A 17,217-nucleotide genomic window follows, 5' to 3' on the forward strand; every position below is an offset into this window, starting at 1 on the left:
CGTCAGTTGCACGGGAACGAGATCACGGTGGCCGGGGCAGGACGCAGGCGCGAGGCGGCGGGACGCGACCTTCCGCTCGCGCGCCCGCGGCGCTCCCGCTTTGTCCGCCGGATCGTCGGGGGGCTGTTTCTGCTCCCCGCCATCGGGTTCGTCGTCGCTCTGACGCTGGCGCTCGTCTATAGCGCGGTGATGCCGCCGTCGACCCTGATGCTCGGGCGGTGGTTGACACTCCAGCCGGTGAGCCGGGATCCCGTGCCGCTGTCCGCCATCGCGCCGACCCTGTCGCAGGCGGTGATCGCCTCGGAGGATCAGCGCTTCTGCCTGGACCACGGCGTCGATTTCGGCGCGATCCGTGACGTTGTGGAGGACGACGATTCGCCGAGCCGCGGCGCCTCCACGCTCGCCATGCAGACCGTGAAGAACGTCTTCTTGTGGCCGGGGCGCTCGTACATCCGCAAGGCCATCGAGATCCCCCTGGCGCTGGCGCTCGACACGCTCTGGGGCAAGCGCCGCATGATGGAGATCTACCTCAACGTCGCCGAGTGGGGCGACGGGATCTACGGCGCGCAGGCCGCGAGCCGGCATTGGTTCGGCAAGGATGCGAGCCGTCTGACCTCCGGGGAGGCGGCGCTGCTGGCCGCCGTCCTGCCGAACCCGATCACCCGCAGCGCCGGCCGCCCCTCCCCGGGGGTCAGACGCCGTGCCGCGCGGATCCAGGCCATGATGGGCCGGATCGAGGGGCTCACCGGCTGCCTGCGGCGGTAGCAGGCGCCGGACCGCCTCTGTAAGACGAGCGGGAGAAGCGCGACACCCGGGACCGACATACGATGAGCGACGCCGTCTACGACCTGACCCTGGAGCGCATCGCCCTCATCCGCCGGATGGTCGTCGCCTGGGGCGGCGCCGAGCCGGGCGCGCCGACGATTCACCCGGAAGCGCCCTATGGCAGCCTCGACCGCGACGGCGACATCGCCAACGTGACCGGCGACGACGAGGGGGCGGAGGAGGAGCACCGGGCGCTCGAGGACGGTCTCGCCGTGTTCGTGCAGAACGCGCAGCTCAAGCCCGGCCGGTACCAGTATCACAACGCTCTGGCGAAGCTCGATCCGGGCGCGGTCGGCGATGTCTTCCGGGACGCCGAGACCGGCGAGACGCCCGAGCACATCACCTTCGCGGTGACACCGGAGCACCTCGCGCTGATTCCGCGGCTCAGCTTCGGCTGGGATGCGGCGCAGGGCGTGCCGCGGGTGGATCCGCAGCGGCCGTATGGTGGCGACGGTTCCTATATCGCTGCCATGAAGCGGCACCTCGCCGCCGTCCCGCAGGCGGCGGCGAACGATGACGAGGATGCCGAGACCCGCCTCGTCCGGCTTCACCGGGAATCGCAGCCGGCCTTGCAGATCTTCCTGCGCTATGCCGACCTCGGGCCGGGCGACTTCCGGCTTTCCGGCGGAGGTTGGGGACCCGCCTGACGCCACCGCGGGGTCGACGGACTCGGATCGGCAGCGGCTCCCGCGTCTGGCCGGCGCGCCTGTTCGTCGGCATGCGCCGAGCGAACCCCGGGGGCAGCGGCACGCTCGGGAGCGTGCCGCGAACCGGATGGCTTCGCTCCGCCCGCAGGGACGATGGCGCTGTCGATCGGCCGGAGATCAGCCCTCGCGCTTCCTGCGCTGCGCCAGGGTCCGCAGCCGGAGGGCGTTGAGCTTGATGAAGCCCGCCGCGTCGCGGTGGTCGTAGGCGACTGCCCCTTCCTCGAAGGTCACGAGATCCTGGTCGTAGAGCGAGTGCGGGCTCTCGCGACCGATCACGTGGACGCCGCCCTTGTAGAGCTTCAGCCGCACGGTGCCGGTGACCTTCTCCTGGCTCTTGTCGATCAGCGCCTGGATCATCTCGCGCTCCGGCGAGAACCAGAAGCCGTTGTAGATCAGCTCCGCGTATTGCGGCATCAGCTGGTCCTTGAGGTGGGCGGCGCCCCGGTCCAGCGTGATCGACTCGATGGCCCGGTGCGCCGGCAGCAGGATCGTGCCGCCGGGCGTCTCGTACATGCCGCGGCTCTTCATGCCGACGAAGCGGTTCTCCACGAGGTCCAGGCGCCCGATGCCGTTGGCGCGGCCGAGCTCGTTGAGCTTGGCCAAAAGGCTCGCGGGCGACAGCGCCTCGCCGTCGATCGAGACGGCGTCGCCGCGCTCGAAGCCGATCGTGACGATCGTCGGCTGGTCGGGCGCCTCCTCGGGGGAGAGGGTGCGCGAGTAGACGTAGTCCGGCACCTCGACGGCCGGATCCTCAAGCACCTTGCCCTCCGAGGAGGCGTGCAGGAGGTTGGCGTCCACCGAGAACGGGCTCTCGCCGCGCTTGTCCTTGGCGATCGGGATCTGGTGCTGCTCGGCGAAGGCGATGAGCTGCTCGCGGGACCGCAGGTCCCATTCGCGCCAGGGGGCGATCACCGTCACGTCGGGCTTCAGGGCGTAGTAGCCGAGCTCGAACCGGACCTGATCGTTGCCCTTGCCGGTGGCGCCGTGGCAGACCGCGTCGGCCCCGACCCTCTCGGCGATCTCGATCTGCTTCTTGGCGATCAGCGGCCGCGCGATCGAGGTGCCGAGCAGGTAGACACCCTCGTAGACGGCGTTCGCCCGGAACATCGGGAAGACGTAGTCGCGGACGAATTCCTCGCGCAGGTCCTCGATGAAGATGTTCTCGGGCCTGATGCCGAGGAGTTCCGCCTTGCGCCGGGCGGGCTCCAGCTCCTCGCCCTGGCCGAGATCGGCCGTGAAGGTCACCACTTCACAGCCGTAGGTTGTCTGCAGCCACTTCAGGATGATCGACGTGTCGAGGCCGCCGGAATAGGCCAGCACGACCTTCTTCACGGGGCTCTTGGCTGGGACGGACATGCTCATTCCGGGACTGGGCGAGGGATCTGGCGCTGCGTCTGCGGCTTATCGCGGGTGTCACCGACCTGCAACCGGCGCGCCATCTCGTGCGTAGGCCGTTGCCGGAGGATCGGCCGCGTTTCGCCTCACGGCGGCCTTGCGGCCGTGCGTAAGTTGGCCCGGGCGTTGCCAGTCGTCATCGCCGCGAGCGTGTATCGGAGAAGCGAAGTCTATGGCGCGCCAGCCAATTTTGGAGTTCTGGTACGAATTCGCCTCCACGTATTCGTACCTTGCGGCGATGCGCGTCGAGGCAGCCGCCGCGGAGGCCGGCGTCGCTATTCGCTGGCGGCCGTTCCTCGTGGGCCCGCTCTTCGCCTCGCAGGGCTGGACGACCTCGCCGTTCAACCTCTACCCGGCCAAGGGCAAGAACATGTGGCGGGACGTGGAGCGCGAGGCGGCGCGCCTCGACCTGCCGCCGCTGACCCGACCCGCCCAGTTCCCCCAGAACAGCCTCAGCGCCGTGCGCGTCGCCGTCTACGGCCAGGACCAGGACTGGCTCGTGCCGTTCACCAAGGCGGTGTTCCGCGCGAGCTTCGCCGAGGGGCGTTCGATCGCGGAGCCGACGGCGGTCGCCGAGATCCTCGATTCGCTCGGCCTCGACGGGACCCAGACCGTGCGCGCCGCCGCCGCCGAGTCCAACAAAACCAAGCTGCGGGTCTGCGTCGAGGAGGCGCGCTCGCGCGGGATCTACGGCGCGCCGACCTTCCTGGCCGATGACGGCGAGCTGTTCTGGGGCAACGACCGGTTGGAACTGGCCCTGGCCTGGGCCACCGGCGACCGGCCGAAGGGGCTCAAATAGGATCCGGTTTAGGATCCCGTTCATCCCGGTTCGCCATCAAACCGACTCGACCCCCTGGTTCCGGTCAGGCTCCGCTTCGGTGCGGCCGGAGCGGGACAGCGATGCCCCGGACGAGCCCCATGCCCATTTCCCGACGCCTTCTCGTCACCGCCGGCGCTCTGCTGGGTACGGGGATCGGCCGCGCAGCCGCGCAATCCTACGGCCAGCGCGTCGCGGTCACCGGCGACGACGGCAAGGCGGTGGCGAACTCGATGCTGCCCGGCGAGATCACCGGGCAGATCCCGGCCCTGCGCGGCGTCACCTATGTCGGCCCTCGGGACGCTGGAGCCACGCTCTACGAGTTCTTCGACTTCAACTGCCCGTACTGCCGGAAGGCCGCCGCCGACGTCGTCGCCCTCCACGACAGCGACGCGGAGCTGCGCATCGGGCTTGTCCACAACCCGATCCTGTCGCCTCAATCGGCACAGGCCGCCAAGGTGATGCTGGCCGTGCAGCGCAGGCTCGGCTCCGACGCCGCGTGGCGCTTCTATCAGACGCTCCTCGGCAAGCCCGGCCGGATCGACGGGCCAGGGGCGCTGGCCGCCGCGGCCGCGATGGGGATCCCGCAGGCGGAGGTGGAGGAGATCGCCGACAGCGAGGAGGTCCGCGCGGCGTTGAAGAGCCAGATGCGGATGGCCGCCGATCTCGGGCTCTACGCCACGCCCTCCTACGTTCTCGGCAACAGCGGTATCCTCGGCCATCCGGGCGCCCGTGCCATGGCGAAGATGATCGCCAGCGTGCGGCGCTGCGACCGGCTCGCCTGCTGAGTCCTGTCCCGCGTCACACTTCCGCCGTCCTGGCGCGCAGCGAGGCGCGCCTCGCGTGTTGCGTGCGGCTATGCTGGCATGCTAGGCGGTCGCCGCGCCGCGAGGGCAGTTCTCGACCCTGCCCGCTGCCGGCGCGATCCCACGTCCCGAACGGTCTCGCACCGCGCTCCCGCTGGAGCGCTTGGAGCGGGCGGGCAACCAGAGAAGAGAGCGACGGGTGGCGCAGAACGGTTCCGAGGCTGGTCCCCTGGTCGCAGGCGTGGCGGGCCGGTACGCTTCCGCCCTATTCGAGCTCGCGCGCGACGAGCGCCAGGTCGACGCGGTCGCCGAAGCCCTCAATCAATTCGACACGCTGCTGAAGGAGAGCGCGGACCTGCGCCGCCTCGTCCGCAGCCCGGTCTTCAGCGCCGAGGAGCAGGCGGCCGCCGTCGGCGCCGTGCTCGACAAGGCGGGGATCGGCGGCTTGGCGGGCAACTTCATCCGCCTCGCAGCCTCGAACCGTCGCCTCTTCGCCCTGCCCGACATGATCGCCGCGTTCCGGACCCTGGTCCAGGATTCGAAGGGCATCGTCCGCGCCGAGGTGCGGGTCGCCGAGAAGCCCTCTGACACGGTGATCGAGGAGATGAAGGCGTCCCTGCGCGACATCGCCAAGGCCGACGTGGACCTCGACCTCGTCGTCGACCCGAGCCTGATCGGCGGCCTCGTCGTGAAGATGGGCTCGCGCATGGTCGACGCCTCGCTCAAGACCAAGCTCAACGGTATCCGCCTCGCGATGCGGGCCGCGCGGTAAGCGCCCCCATCCGACCCGAACACGCATAGACGCATCAGCGACAGAGGCCCGAGTATGGACATCCGCGCCGCCGAGATCTCCGCGATCCTGAAAGAGCAGATCAAGAACTTCGGCGAGGAGGCCGAGGTCACCGAGGTCGGGCAGGTCCTGTCCGTCGGTGACGGCATCGCCCGCGCCTACGGCCTCGACAACGTCCAGGCCGGCGAGATGGTCGAGTTCGAGTCGGGCGTGCGCGGCATGGCCCTGAACCTCGAGCAGGACAACGTCGGCATCGTGATCTTCGGCTCGGACCGCGAGATCAAGGAAGGCCAGACCGTCAAGCGCACGGGCGCCATCGTGGACGTGCCGGTCGGCAAGGGTCTGCTCGGCCGCGTCGTCGACGCGCTGGGCAACCCGATCGACGGCAAGGGCCCGATCCAGTCGACCGAGCGTCGCCGCGTCGACGTCAAGGCGCCGGGCATCATCCCGCGCAAGTCGGTGCACGAGCCGATGGCCACGGGCCTCAAGGCGATCGACGCCCTGATCCCGGTGGGCCGCGGCCAGCGCGAGCTGATCATCGGCGATCGCCAGACCGGCAAGACCGCCATCGCCCTCGACACGATCCTGAACCAGAAGCCGGGCCACGCCGCGGGCGGTGACGAGAAGGCCAAGCTCTACTGCATCTATGTCGCCATCGGCCAGAAGCGCTCGACGGTGGCCCAGTTCGTGAAGGTCCTGGAGGACCAGGGCGCCCTGGAATACTCCATCGTCATCGCCGCGACGGCGTCCGACGCGGCCCCGATGCAGTTCATCGCGCCCTTCGCCGGCTGCGCCATGGGCGAGTACTTCCGCGACAACGGCATGCACGCCGTGATCGTGTACGACGATCTCTCCAAGCAGGCCGTGGCCTACCGCCAGATGTCGCTGCTGCTGCGCCGTCCGCCGGGCCGCGAGGCTTACCCGGGCGACGTGTTCTACCTCCACAGCCGGCTTTTGGAGCGCGCCGCCAAGATGGGCGACGCCGCCGGCAACGGCTCGCTGACCGCGCTTCCGGTCATCGAGACCCAGGCCAACGACGTCTCGGCCTACATCCCGACCAACGTGATCTCCATCACCGACGGTCAGATCTTCCTCGAGACCGACCTGTTCTACCAGGGCATCCGCCCGGCGGTGAACGTCGGCCTCTCGGTGTCGCGCGTGGGCTCCTCGGCCCAGACCAAGGCGATGAAGAAGGTCGCCGGCAAGATCAAGGGCGAGCTCGCGCAGTATCGCGAGATGGCGGCCTTCGCGCAGTTCGGATCCGATCTCGACGCCTCGACCCAGCAGCTGCTGAACCGCGGCTCGCGTCTGACCGAGCTCCTGAAGCAGCCGCAGTTCTCGCCGCTGAAGATGGAAGAGCAGGTCGCGGTGATCTACGCCGGCGTGAACGGCTACCTTGACAAGATGCCGGTCAGCAAGGTCCGTCCGTTCGAGGACGCGCTGCTCAGCACCCTGCGCTCCAAGCACAAGGACCTGCTCGACGCGATCGCCGCCTCCAAGGACCTGTCGGACGAGAACGCCGGCAAGCTGAAGAGCGTCGTCGAGAGCGTCGCCAAGTCGATCGCCTAAGGCGCCGCCCCTCCCCCTTGCGGGGAGGGGTTAGGGGTGGGGGGGATGCAGGAGGCACCGTGCCGCTCCATCCTGAACCACCCCCACCTCCGGCTCCTCCCCACAAGGGGGAGGAGAGGCCCTTTCAAATGGACCTGGACCTCACCCGATGGCGAGCTTGAAGGACCTGCGCAACCGCATCACCTCGGTGAAGGCGACGCAGAAGATCACCAAGGCCATGCAGATGGTCGCGGCCGCCAAGCTGCGCCGGGCGCAGATGGCCGCCGAGGCCGGGCGCCCCTACGCCGAGAAGATGTCCGCGGTGCTCGGCAACCTCGCGGGCAACCTCGTGGGGGGCGTCGGTGCCCCGAAGCTCCTGTCCGGCACGGGCTCGGAGCAGACGCATCTGCTGGTCGTCTGCACCGGCGATCGTGGTCTCGCCGGCGCGTTCAACTCGTCGATCGTCCGCCTCGCGATCCGTGAGTATGCCCAGAAGCTGACCGCCGAGGGCAAGACCCTCAAGATCATGACGGTCGGCAAGAAGGGTCTCGACATGCTGCGGCGGCAGTATCGCGACCAGATCGTCGAGAGCATGGACATCCGCGGCAACCGGCCGGTGGATTACGAGTTCGCCGCCGAGATCGCCGACAAGATCCTCACCCGCTTCGAGGCCGGCGAGTTCGATGTCGCGACCCTGTTCTACTCCGAGTTCCGCTCGGTCATCTCGCAGATCCCGACTGCGCAGCGCCTGATCCCGGCCGAGCTGCCCGAGGCCGACACGAGCGCGAAGGCGACCGCCGGCAACGCGGCCCTGGAATTCGAGCCCTCCGAGGAGGCGATCCTCGAGACGCTGCTGCCGAAGAACCTGACGGTGCAGATCTACCGGGCGCTCCTGGAGAACGCCGCCTCCGAGCAGGGCGCGCGCATGAGCGCCATGGACTCGGCGACCCGCAACGCGGGCGAGATGATCAAGAAGCAGACGCTGATCTACAACCGGACGCGTCAGGCCATGATCACCAAGGAACTCATCGAGATCATCTCGGGTGCGGAAGCCCTCTGAGGCACGCGACCTGACCGCACAGCTTGAAGGGTAGGTTAACGATGGCGAACACCGCACTCCCCGGCACCGGCTCCAACAAGGTCGGCAAGATCACCCAGGTTATCGGCCCCGTGGTCGACGTGCAGTTCGAGGGCCACCTGCCCGAGATCCTGAACGCGCTGGAGACCAAGAACAACGGCGCCCGCCTCGTCCTCGAGGTGGCCCAGCAGCTCGGTGAGAACACCGTCCGCTGCATCGCCATGGACACGTCCGAGGGCTTGACCCGCGGCCAGGAGTGCACCGACACCGGCGAGCCGATCAAGGTTCCGGTGGGCATGAACACGCTCGGCCGCATCATGAACGTCATCGGCGAGCCGATCGACGAGGCCGGCCCGGTCCAGGCCGACACCTTCCGCGCCATCCACCAGCCGGCCCCCTCCTACGCCGAGCAGTCGACCGAGGCGCAGATCCTCGTCACCGGCATCAAGGTGGTGGATCTGCTCGCTCCCTACGCGAAGGGCGGCAAGATCGGCCTGTTCGGCGGCGCCGGCGTCGGCAAGACCGTGCTGATCATGGAGCTGATCAACAACATCGCGAAGGTGCACTCGGGCTACTCGGTCTTCGCCGGCGTGGGTGAGCGCACCCGCGAGGGTAACGACCTCTACCACGAGATGATCGAGTCCAAGGTGAACGTCGATCCGAAGGAGCACGGCTCCGCCGAGGGTTCGAAGTGCGCCCTGGTCTACGGCCAGATGAACGAGTCGCCCGGCGCCCGCTCGCGCGTCGCGCTCACCGGCCTCACCATCGCCGAGCAGTTCCGCGACGACGGCCAGGACGTGCTGTTCTTCGTCGACAACATCTTCCGCTTCACGCAGGCGGGTTCCGAGGTGTCGGCGCTGCTGGGCCGCATCCCGTCGGCGGTGGGCTACCAGCCGACGCTCGCCACCGACATGGGCGCCCTGCAGGAGCGCATCACCACCACCAACAAGGGGTCGATCACCTCGGTGCAGGCCATCTACGTGCCGGCCGACGACCTGACCGACCCGGCGCCCGCCGCCTCGTTCGCCCACCTCGACGCCACGACCGTGCTGTCGCGCTCGATCGCCGAGAAGGGCATCTACCCGGCGGTGGATCCGCTGGACTCGACCTCGCGCATGCTGTCGCCGGCCATCCTCGGCGAGGAGCACTACGACGTCGCCCGCCGCGTCCAGCAGACCCTGCAGCGCTACAAGGCGCTCCAGGACATCATCGCGATCCTGGGCATGGACGAGCTGTCCGAGGAGGACAAGCTGACCGTGGCGCGCGCCCGCAAGATCGAGCGCTTCTTCTCGCAGCCGTTCTCGGTGGCCGAGGTGTTCACCGGCTCGCCGGGCAAGCAGGTCGCCCTCGAGGACACCATCAAGGGCTTCAAGGGCCTGGTGAACGGCGACTACGACGACCTCCCCGAGGCCGCCTTCTACATGGTCGGCACCATCGAGGAGGCCCAGGAGAAGGCCAAGAAGCTGAAGGCGGCGTAAGGCTGCCCACTCCCCTCCCCGCTGATCTCAGGCCTGCCTGAGATCAGAATTGGATTTTCCTAGATTGGGCAAGCCCGATCTAGGTGGGGAGGGGCCGGGGGTGGGGGTGGTGCAGGATCGAGCGATCCAGTGCCTCCCGCACCACCCCCACCTCCACCTCCTCCCCGCAAGGGGGAGGAGAGCGTGTCGCGGATCCGGAATCGTCCTGAGATGGCCACCTTCCACTTCGATTTCGTCGGCCCCGAGCGGACGCTGTATTCCGGCGAGGTGACCGCCGTTCAGCTGCCCGGCACCGAGGGCGAGATGACCGTGATGCCGGGCCACGCGCCCGTGCTGACCTCTCTGCGCGTCGGCGTCATCGTGGTCACCGAGAGCCAGGGCAGCGGCAAGCGGATCTATGTCCGCGGCGGCTTCGCCGATATCGGGCCGACGGCCGTCACCGTGCTGGCCGAGCGCGCCGCCCCGATCGAGGAGCTGACGCACGAATCCCTCGACCGGGACATCGAGGCCGTCGAGATGCAGCGCGACGCCACCGAGGACCTGCAGAAGCGCGAGGAGCTGAACGGCCAGATCGTCCAGCTGCAGGAAACCAAGGCGCTCCTGAAGCTCTGAGCGAGGGCGCATTCCGCCGGAGTCGACGCCGGTTCGCGCCAGAGCCCGCGTCGCAACAGGGGCTCTAGGTCTCGCGGGCGCCCTCCAGCGCCCGCTCCAGCAATTCGGCCCGTACGTGGCTCCCCATTGGGCAGCCGCGCGCCAGCCAGTCTTTCCGGGCCGCCGCCAGGCCGCGGCCGATCGCGGGTCCGGGCGCGACGCCGGCGGCGACCAGATCCGCGCCGGCCAGCGGAAAGACCGGCGCACCGCCCTCCCCGCCCAGATCCGCGAGTGCCCGGCACCCTTCGTCCGTGACCGTGGGCCGCGGCTCGCCCGACAGGATCAGCAGCGTTTCCCGCAGGAGCGCGTCCCCGTGCTCGGCCGCCAGGCTCCGCGCGTCGGTGCCTCGGATCTCTACGCGGCCGTGCAGGGATGCCAGGGCCTGCGCGTAGCCGATCAGCCGCCCGTGCTCCTGTTTCGAGAGGCGCAGTCGCTCCCGCAGGCGGTCCGCGTCCGGGGGACTTCCGACGGCGAGGGCCGCGAGCCGCATCACGGGTGACAGCGACGCCGCGGCGGCCCGCTCCAGCCGGCCGTGTTCGCCGACGCCCCCCGTAATCCGCTGGAGCAGCCCGGTCGCGCCCAGCGTCGCGACCATGGCCGGACCGCCCTCGGCGGCCAGGAGCTTCAAAAACTCCGCCCGCACCCGTTCCCGCGACAGGCGGTCCAGGGCATCCCGCGCCGCCACGCAGGCGGCGAGCGCCGCGGCATCCGGCGCCCCGGTCCCGAAGCGCGCGTGGAAGCGGAAGAACCGGAGGATCCGCAGTGCGTCCTCGCGGATGCGCGTGGCCGGGTCGCCAATGAAGCGGACGCGCCCCGCTTCCAGGTCGACGAGGCCGCCGACCGTATCGTGCAGGACGCCGTCGGCCCCGAGCGACAGCGCGTTGACGGTGAAGTCGCGCCGCTCGGCGTCCCGGGCGAAATCGCTGCCGAACCGCACGACCGCATGGCGGCCGTCCGTCTCGACATCCTCGCGCAGGGTCGTGACCTCGATCGGCCCGTCCTCGGTCACCAGGGTGACGGTGCCGTGCTCGATGCCGGTCGGCACCGCCTTCAGACGAGGCGTCCGACCGGCTTGCGCCATCACCGCGTCGGGCAGCAGCGTGGTCGCCAGATCGATATCGGCGGACGGCGTTCCGAGCAGCGCGTCGCGCACGCAGCCTCCGACGAGGCGGGTCTCGGCGCCGGGAAGGGCGAGGGCGGCGAGCGCCCGCCGCACGCCGGGACGCTCCAGAAGGGCCGACAGACCTGCGCGGGCGAGGGAACGCCTCACCGGAAGCCTCCCGGAACCAGACGGCCATTCTCCATGTGGGTTGGGACGTAGCCGCCGGCCCGGCGCTCCGAGAACAGGCCCTCGTAGACGAGCGTGCCGATGACCACCGCCAAGCCGGCGAGGACGAGCCGCCAGAGATGGGCATCCCAGTGGACGCGCCGCAGCGGATTTCGGCCGACAAGCACGAGGTAGACCACGAACAGGGCGAAGGGGATGAGGAAGAGGCCGAACTCTTCGAGGACGCGACGCAGCATGGCCCTTCGTAGCCTATCCCGCCGAGCGGCGGACCGCGCCGGGTTCCGGTTCCGGGTAGAGCCTCTCCCGGAGGTTGTTGAGGATCCCGGCGGTCACGCCCCAGATCAGCCGCTCGCCGAACGTCAGGGCATAGAAATACCGGGTCCGGCCCTGCCACGACCGGGAGCGCAGGCGATAGCGGTCCCGGTCCATCAGCACCGCAAGCGGCACCTCGAAAACCTCCGCCACCTCCGTCGGGTTCGGCCGGAAGGTCGCGTCCGGAGCAACGAGGCCGATCACCGGCGTCACCAGGAAGCCGGTGCCCGACAGGTACGGGTCGAGATAGCCCAGGAGGCGCACTGCGGCTGGCGGCAGGCCGATCTCTTCGTGAGCCTCCCGCAGGGCTGCATGGGCGGGACCCGGATCGGACGGGTCGATCTTGCCGCCGGGCAGCGCGACCTGCCCGGAATGGTCGCGCAGATTGGCGGCGCGCTCCGTCAGGATCAGGCTCGGGCCGCCCGCGCGCAGGATCACGGGCGCGAGGACGGCGGCGCGCCGATGCGGCGGCGGCGGGATCACGGCCGAGCCGTCCGGATCGAGGCTGTGGTCGCCGCGGGGATTCGATGTCGGATCGTCCGGTCCCGGCGGATCCGAAGACAGGCCGGAGGCCGCCCGGGCGAGGAAATCGGCGAGCGGGTCGCTCACGCGGCTGCGGCCGGCGCGATGGTATGGAAGACGCCGCCGGCCCACAGGCCCAGACAGGTCTGCCCGTCGACGCTGCGCTCCTCGGCGAGATCCACGAGATCGTAGGTGAGGGCCCGGGTCACCAGGGCCCAGAGGTTGCGGCGCACGTGGAGATATGGCTTCAGCGCGCCGTCCGAGGCCTCCTCGAAGCGCAGGGTGTGCTCGGCGTCGACGCTGACGAGGTCGTCCACGTTCGTGCGGAACGACATGCGCCGGTCCGGACCGGTCCCGTCCACCGCCATCTCCACCGCCACGAAGGCCGCGTCCTCGACGGTGATCCCGACGCTCTCCACCGGGGTGACCAGCACCGTGCGCCCGTCCGGCTCGCGCCGCAGGATGGTGGCGAACAGCTTGACCAGCTTGTCCCGGCGAATCGGCGAGCCGTTGTGGTGCCAAGTCCCATCGGACGCGATCCGGATGTCGATCTCTCCGCAATAGGGCGGGTTCCAGCGCTCGACCGGTGGCGAACCCCGCTTTGGTAGGTCGCCCAGGGCCGCGCTCAGGCGGCTCAAGGTCGGATCGGGGGCGATGTCCTCGTTCATGAGCCTGTAGATAGCACCAGGCGCGCCGGCAGCCATGGCTGCCCGACCGGTTCCGCCGGCACGCCCGCGTCGACACTGTCGCCTCGACCGGTCAGGCCGGCCCGGCGCCCTGGGTGTTCACCGTCAGGGCGTAGAGCGACTGGCTCGCCGCCATGAACAGACGGTTCCGCTTCGGGCCGCCGAAGGTGATGTTGCCGCAAACCTCGGGCAGGCGGATCCGCCCGATCAGCTTACCCTGCGGCGACCAGACCGTGACGCCGTTGTAGCCGACCGCCCTCCCTGCGTTGCTCGATGCCCAGAGATTGCCGTCGACGTCGGCCCGCAGGCCGTCGGGTCCGCACTTGATCCCGTCGACGACGCAATCCGCGAACAGACGCGTGTTCGACAGAGCAGCGCCGCTTCCGACATCGAAGGCGTAGATCTCGCCCTTGCCGCCTGGACCTGTATCGCCAGGTCCCTTGCCGGTGGAGCAAACGTAGAGGATGCGGTGATCCGGCGAGAAGCACAGGCCGTTCGGGTCCGGAACCTGATCGTCGGCGAGCACGCGGTCGATCCGGCCGGACGGGTCGACTCGGTAGACCGCGTTGGACAGCGTCCGACGCTTCAGGACGGTACCGGCCGGCTTCCCCAGCCGCGGGTTCAGATGGCCCTGCGGGTTCGAGGGGCCGCCCGCCTCGTCCGGCAGGCCCTCGTAGAGCTGACCACCGTAGGGCGGATCGGTGAACCAGTACGACCCGTCCGCGTGCTGGACCACATCGTTAGGGGAATTGAGCGGCTTGCCCTCGAAACTGTCAGCCAGCACCGTCGCCGACCCGTCGAGTTCGTAGCGCACCACGCGGCGCGTGGCGTGCTCGCAGGAGAGCTGGCGGCCCTGCCGGTCGAAGCTGTTGCCGTTGGAGTTGTTGCTGGGCGCGCGGAAGACCGAGACGTGCCCGTCATCCTCCAGCCAGCGCAATTGGCGATTGTTGGGGATGTCGCTCCAGACCAGAAAGCGGCCGACGCTGTTCCAGGCGGGCCCCTCGGCCCAGAGGGCCCCGGTCCAGAGGCGGCGGATGGCGCTGTTCGGAACCACGTAGGGCGCGAAGGCCGGGTCCACCGTAATCACGTCGGGATCGGTGAAGTAGGTGGCCGGGGCCGCGCCGGGTCGGAAGTCGCGCGGTGGTGACGTGACCGTGCTGGGCGGCTCCGGCTGCGCCGCGCCGGATCCCGCGCTCGCCAGCACGGCGCTGGCTCCGGCCAGGACGGTGCGACGGGACGGTGTGAGGCTGCCGTTGGCGGATCCCGGCATCTTCGGTTCCCTCAGTCTCATCGATGAACCCCCTCCCAGTGGACACGGTCGCCTCTATCCGGGGAGCCTTGCGCCGGCGTGAGGGCGGCGCGATCAGCCGGGGCGTCGCCGCAGGATCTTCCAGACGCCGTCCGCCGAGGCCAGCAGGCGTGTGCCCTCCCGGACGTCGCCGCGCATGAAGACCAGGGAGCCGGTCCGCTTCACCACCTGCGGGCGAATCTCGATCCAGTCGCCCAGCCGACCGACGTCGATGAACTTCATCTCAAGTTGGATGGTCACGCAATTCGCGCCGTCCGCGGCCCGCATGGCGGTCTCCCCGAGGGCGCGGTCGGCGAAACTCATGAGCATGCCGCCGTGGACGACACCGATCAGGTTGGCGTGCTTCTGGTCGGCCTGGAACGCGTAGGCGCCGTCCGCGGCGCGCAGGTGCAGCGGGCCGACATGGGCGATGAAGCCCTTGTCCTCTACCGGGGACCAGCCCTCGGAGGCGGGATCGAAGCTGCTCGTATCGATGGTCATAAGTCCCGTCCGTGATGTCGAAACTGGAGGATGTGCCGTGACCGGTCAGGTGCCCCGCGGCTTCGCCCGGCGTGTGGGCGCCTCGCTGAGCGGATCCTCCGGCCAGGGGTGGCGGGGATAGCGCCCGCGCATCTCCGCCCGCACCGCCGCCCAGGAGCCGCGCCAGAAGCCCGGCAGATCTCGGGTGATCTGGATCGGGCGCTGCGCGGGCGACAGCAGATGCAGCACGAGCGGCCGTCCGCCGGCCTGCGGGTGACGGTCGAGGCCGAAGAGCTCCTGCACCCGCACGGCAAGCACCGGTTCCTCGGCGCCATAATCCACCGGGACGCGCGAGCCGGTCGGCACTTCGACATGGGTCGGCGCCGCGGCGTCGAGCCGGCCGCGGAGCTGCCAGGGCAAGAGCCCCTGCAGGGCGCCCGCGAGGTCGTCGGCCGTGATCGTCGACAGGGTGGTTCGTCCGTCGAGCGCCGGTGCGAGCCAGTCCGAAGCGGTGGCGGCGAGCGTCTGGTCGGAGAGGTCGGGCCAATCGGCTCCCTCGGCCGCGTGCAGGAACCGCACCCGGGCGCGCCATTGCGACAGGGCGGGCGTCCAGGGAAGGCGGTCGAGGCCGAGAGCCGCGATGCCGGAGGCCAGGATCGCGGCGCTTTCCGGTGTGGCCGGCACCGGTAGGGGACGCGCGCCGAGGTTGATGTTGCCGAGGCGACGGACGGCGCGTGCCCTCAGGGCGGCGACCTGCGGGTCGAAGATGATCTCCGTGCGCGCCGTGATCCGGTCGGCGAACAGCCGCTCGATCGCGTCCGCCTCGATCGCCGCCGCTGCGAGGATCCGGGCATTGCCGGCCGCTCCGGCGAGATCGGCGACCACCAGGAACGTCTCCCGCGCGAGGGGGCTCGCCGGGTCGATCCGGCCGGCCCGGCCGCTCGCCATGACGTACTCGCCGTCCCGGCCCCGGGAGCGGGCGACGCGATCCGGATAGGCGAGCGCCAGGAGCGGTCCAGCCGCCGCCGGCGCGGCCGGCTCGGCCTGCCGGCCTCCGCCCGCGCTGCGCGCCCAGCTTTCGGCCAACCGGCGCATGTCCCCGGCCCGACCGCCCCTCTCGCGGCGAAACCGCTCCAGACGCGCGTCGAGGTCGACGCCGTCGCCGCCGAGCCCGCGCTCGACAAGGACCGCCGCGAGGTCGGCGGCGGCTTGAGCCTGGCCCTGTCCGGCCGCCGCCGTCACCATGCGGGCCAGACGCGGCGGCAGCGGCAGGGCCCGGAGCCGCGCGCCGATCTCCGTCAGGCGGCCGTCCGCGTCGAGCGCCCCGAGGTCGGCCAGCAGGGTGCGGGCCTCGGCCAGAGCCGGCGCTGGCGGAGGATCGAGGAACGCGAGGCTCCGCGGGTCGGCTACGCCCCAGGCGGCGCAGTCGAGGAGCAGCCCGGCGAGGTCCGCCGACAGGATCTCGGGCCGCGTGAACGGTTCGAGGGCGTTGGTTCCGGCCTCGGACCAGAGCCGCCAGCACAGGCCCGGCTCGGTGCGCCCGGCGCGGCCGCGGCGCTGATCCACGGAGGCGCGGGATGCGCGCGCGGTCACGAGCCGGGTCAGGCCGAGGTCGGGCTCGTAGACCGGCACCCGCGCGAGCCCGGAATCGATGACGATCCGCACGCCCTCGATGGTCAGCGAGGTCTCTGCGATGCTGGTGGCGAGCACGACCTTGCGGGTCCCGGCGGGCGCCGGGGCGACGGCGCGATCCTGCTCGGCGGGCGTGAGCGCGCCGTAGAGCGGCGCGAGCTGCACCGCCGGCTCGACGCGCTCGGCCAGGCGTTCGACGGTCCTGCGGATCTCCGCCTGCCCGGGCAGGAAGACCAGGATCGAGCCCGGATCCGACCGGAGGGCGCGGAGCGTGACCTCGGCGACCGAGTCCTCGATCCGCCGGTTGGGGTCGCGCTCCACGTAGCGCGTCTCCACCGGGAATGCCCGGCCCTCGGAGGCCACCACCGGGGCATCGCCCAGGATCCGCGACACGCGGGCGCCGTCGAGGGTCGCCGACATGACCAGGATCCGCAGGTCCTCGCGCAGGCCTCCCTGCGCGTCGAGCGCCAGGGCGAGGCCGAGATCGGCGTCGAGGGAGCGCTCGTGGAATTCGTCGAACAGGACCGCCCCGATGCCGGCGAGTTCCGGATCGTCGAGGATCATCCGGGTGAAGACGCCCTCGGTGACGACCTCGATCCGGGTACGGGCGGAAATCTTCGAGCCGAGCCGCACGCGCAGGCCGACCGTGCCGCCCACCGCCTCGCCCAGCGTCTGCGCCATGCGGGACGCGGCCGCCCGGGCGGCGAGCCGTCGCGGCTCCAGCAGGATGATCTTGCGCCCGTCGAGCCAGGGCGCCTCCAGCAGGTCGAGGGGCACCCGCGTCGTCTTTCCGGCGCCCGGCGGCGCCACCAGGACGGCCGCGTTCCGCCCTGCGAGCGCGCGATGCAGATCGGGGAGCGCCGCCTCGATCGGCAGCGCGGTTGTGGGGCCGGCCATCGCGGCCGCTGATGGCG

The 17,217-nt window shown here is 70.4% G+C and carries 17 protein-coding genes; 9 read left to right on the forward strand and 8 right to left on the reverse strand.

The features are described from left to right. Positions 1-6: 6 nt before the first annotated feature. Entirely contained in the window at positions 7-765 is a 759-nt protein-coding gene (mtgA, locus tag MMSR116_RS27510) for a monofunctional biosynthetic peptidoglycan transglycosylase (protein WP_432419880.1), read from the forward strand. Positions 766-827: 62 nt separating this feature from the next. Next, positions 828-1,472 carry a hypothetical protein gene (locus tag MMSR116_RS27515; protein WP_010684094.1) on the forward strand — a complete coding sequence of 215 codons (645 nt, stop codon included), beginning with the start codon at positions 828-830 and terminating at the stop codon, positions 1,470-1,472. A gap of 177 nt (positions 1,473-1,649) precedes the next feature. On the opposite strand, the gene MMSR116_RS27520 is transcribed toward MMSR116_RS27515, so the two are convergent. Next, positions 1,650-2,894 carry an argininosuccinate synthase gene (locus MMSR116_RS27520; RefSeq protein ID WP_085988029.1) on the reverse strand — a complete coding sequence of 415 codons (1,245 nt, stop codon included), beginning with the start codon at positions 2,892-2,894 and terminating at the stop codon, positions 1,650-1,652. 205 nt (positions 2,895-3,099) lie between these two features. Here MMSR116_RS27520 and MMSR116_RS27525 point away from each other — a divergent pair, with 205 nt between their 5' ends. The 7 genes from MMSR116_RS27525 to MMSR116_RS27555 all read left to right on the forward strand — a co-directional run bounded on the left by MMSR116_RS27525 (position 3,100) and on the right by MMSR116_RS27555 (position 10,056). Next, on the forward strand, positions 3,100-3,726 hold the full coding sequence (locus MMSR116_RS27525; RefSeq protein ID WP_010684096.1) for a 2-hydroxychromene-2-carboxylate isomerase: 627 nt from the start codon (positions 3,100-3,102) through the stop codon (positions 3,724-3,726). Positions 3,727-3,845: 119 nt separating this feature from the next. Continuing rightward, complete coding sequence (locus MMSR116_RS27530) at positions 3,846-4,532, forward strand: DsbA family protein (protein WP_010684097.1); 687 nt, start codon at positions 3,846-3,848, stop codon at positions 4,530-4,532. A 217-nt stretch (positions 4,533-4,749) separates the two neighbouring features. Beyond that, the gene (locus MMSR116_RS27535) at positions 4,750-5,322 is read left to right on the forward strand and encodes a F0F1 ATP synthase subunit delta (protein ID WP_010684098.1); all 573 of its coding nucleotides are present in this window, start codon (positions 4,750-4,752) and stop codon (positions 5,320-5,322) included. Positions 5,323-5,376: 54 nt separating this feature from the next. Beyond that, on the forward strand, positions 5,377-6,909 hold the full coding sequence (gene atpA / locus MMSR116_RS27540; protein WP_010684099.1) for a F0F1 ATP synthase subunit alpha: 1,533 nt from the start codon (positions 5,377-5,379) through the stop codon (positions 6,907-6,909). Positions 6,910-7,057: 148 nt separating this feature from the next. Continuing rightward, the gene (locus MMSR116_RS27545) at positions 7,058-7,948 is read left to right on the forward strand and encodes a F0F1 ATP synthase subunit gamma (protein ID WP_010684100.1); all 891 of its coding nucleotides are present in this window, start codon (positions 7,058-7,060) and stop codon (positions 7,946-7,948) included. 41 nt (positions 7,949-7,989) lie between these two features. Then, positions 7,990-9,444, forward strand: coding sequence for a F0F1 ATP synthase subunit beta (atpD, locus tag MMSR116_RS27550; protein WP_010684101.1), 1,455 nt, complete (start codon positions 7,990-7,992; stop codon positions 9,442-9,444). Positions 9,445-9,654: 210 nt separating this feature from the next. Next, positions 9,655-10,056 (forward strand): F0F1 ATP synthase subunit epsilon, encoded by a 402-nt coding sequence (locus MMSR116_RS27555; RefSeq protein ID WP_039893282.1) that lies wholly within the window; start codon positions 9,655-9,657, stop codon positions 10,054-10,056. A gap of 64 nt (positions 10,057-10,120) precedes the next feature. Here MMSR116_RS27555 and MMSR116_RS27560 read toward each other — a convergent pair whose 3' ends face one another. The 7 genes from MMSR116_RS27560 to hrpB all read right to left on the reverse strand — a co-directional run bounded on the left by MMSR116_RS27560 (position 10,121) and on the right by hrpB (position 17,200). Then, on the reverse strand, positions 10,121-11,365 hold the full coding sequence (locus MMSR116_RS27560) for a CCA tRNA nucleotidyltransferase (protein WP_010684103.1): 1,245 nt from the start codon (positions 11,363-11,365) through the stop codon (positions 10,121-10,123). After that, a complete protein-coding gene (locus tag MMSR116_RS27565) occupies positions 11,362-11,619 on the reverse strand; it encodes a DUF6111 family protein (RefSeq protein ID WP_010684104.1) in 258 nt (85 codons plus the stop codon). Before MMSR116_RS27565 ends, MMSR116_RS27560 begins: the two co-directional genes overlap by 4 nt. A gap of 13 nt (positions 11,620-11,632) precedes the next feature. Beyond that, a complete protein-coding gene (locus tag MMSR116_RS27570) occupies positions 11,633-12,304 on the reverse strand; it encodes a CoA pyrophosphatase (RefSeq protein ID WP_010684105.1) in 672 nt (223 codons plus the stop codon). After that, positions 12,301-12,885: a DUF1285 domain-containing protein gene (locus MMSR116_RS27575; protein WP_039893518.1), complete on the reverse strand. Its 585-nt coding sequence runs from the start codon at positions 12,883-12,885 to the stop codon at positions 12,301-12,303. Before MMSR116_RS27575 ends, MMSR116_RS27570 begins: the two co-directional genes overlap by 4 nt. 91 nt (positions 12,886-12,976) lie before the next feature. Continuing rightward, positions 12,977-14,194 (reverse strand): SMP-30/gluconolactonase/LRE family protein, encoded by a 1,218-nt coding sequence (locus MMSR116_RS27580; protein ID WP_010684107.1) that lies wholly within the window; start codon positions 14,192-14,194, stop codon positions 12,977-12,979. Between the two features lie 72 nt (positions 14,195-14,266). After that, positions 14,267-14,692 carry a PaaI family thioesterase gene (locus MMSR116_RS27585; RefSeq protein ID WP_010684108.1) on the reverse strand — a complete coding sequence of 142 codons (426 nt, stop codon included), beginning with the start codon at positions 14,690-14,692 and terminating at the stop codon, positions 14,267-14,269. A gap of 45 nt (positions 14,693-14,737) precedes the next feature. Further along, positions 14,738-17,200: an ATP-dependent helicase HrpB gene (hrpB, locus tag MMSR116_RS27590; protein ID WP_010684109.1), complete on the reverse strand. Its 2,463-nt coding sequence runs from the start codon at positions 17,198-17,200 to the stop codon at positions 14,738-14,740. Positions 17,201-17,217 lie beyond the last annotated feature (17 nt).

Source organism: Methylobacterium mesophilicum SR1.6/6, from assembly GCF_000364445.2.
Taxonomy (GTDB): domain Bacteria; phylum Pseudomonadota; class Alphaproteobacteria; order Rhizobiales; family Beijerinckiaceae; genus Methylobacterium; species Methylobacterium mesophilicum_A.

What these genes read in the sequence shown, in the direction of transcription:
- MMSR116_RS27520 (WP_085988029.1), bottom strand. Translation starts at nt 2,894, where the DNA reads ATGAGCATGTCCGTCCCAGCCAAGAGCCCCGTGAAGAAGGTCGTGCTG.
- MMSR116_RS27555 (WP_039893282.1), top strand. Translation starts at nt 9,655, where the DNA reads ATGGCCACCTTCCACTTCGATTTCGTCGGCCCCGAGCGGACGCTGTAT.
- MMSR116_RS27585 (WP_010684108.1), bottom strand. Translation starts at nt 14,692, where the DNA reads ATGACCATCGATACGAGCAGCTTCGATCCCGCCTCCGAGGGCTGGTCC.
- atpD (WP_010684101.1), top strand. Translation starts at nt 7,990, where the DNA reads ATGGCGAACACCGCACTCCCCGGCACCGGCTCCAACAAGGTCGGCAAG.
- atpA (WP_010684099.1), top strand. Translation starts at nt 5,377, where the DNA reads ATGGACATCCGCGCCGCCGAGATCTCCGCGATCCTGAAAGAGCAGATC.
- MMSR116_RS27565 (WP_010684104.1), bottom strand. Translation starts at nt 11,619, where the DNA reads ATGCTGCGTCGCGTCCTCGAAGAGTTCGGCCTCTTCCTCATCCCCTTC.
- MMSR116_RS27515 (WP_010684094.1), top strand. Translation starts at nt 828, where the DNA reads ATGAGCGACGCCGTCTACGACCTGACCCTGGAGCGCATCGCCCTCATC.
- MMSR116_RS27525 (WP_010684096.1), top strand. Translation starts at nt 3,100, where the DNA reads ATGGCGCGCCAGCCAATTTTGGAGTTCTGGTACGAATTCGCCTCCACG.
- MMSR116_RS27575 (WP_039893518.1), bottom strand. Translation starts at nt 12,885, where the DNA reads ATGAACGAGGACATCGCCCCCGATCCGACCTTGAGCCGCCTGAGCGCG.
- MMSR116_RS27580 (WP_010684107.1), bottom strand. Translation starts at nt 14,194, where the DNA reads ATGAGACTGAGGGAACCGAAGATGCCGGGATCCGCCAACGGCAGCCTC.
- MMSR116_RS27530 (WP_010684097.1), top strand. Translation starts at nt 3,846, where the DNA reads ATGCCCATTTCCCGACGCCTTCTCGTCACCGCCGGCGCTCTGCTGGGT.
- hrpB (WP_010684109.1), bottom strand. Translation starts at nt 17,200, where the DNA reads ATGGCCGGCCCCACAACCGCGCTGCCGATCGAGGCGGCGCTCCCCGAT.
- MMSR116_RS27545 (WP_010684100.1), top strand. Translation starts at nt 7,058, where the DNA reads ATGGCGAGCTTGAAGGACCTGCGCAACCGCATCACCTCGGTGAAGGCG.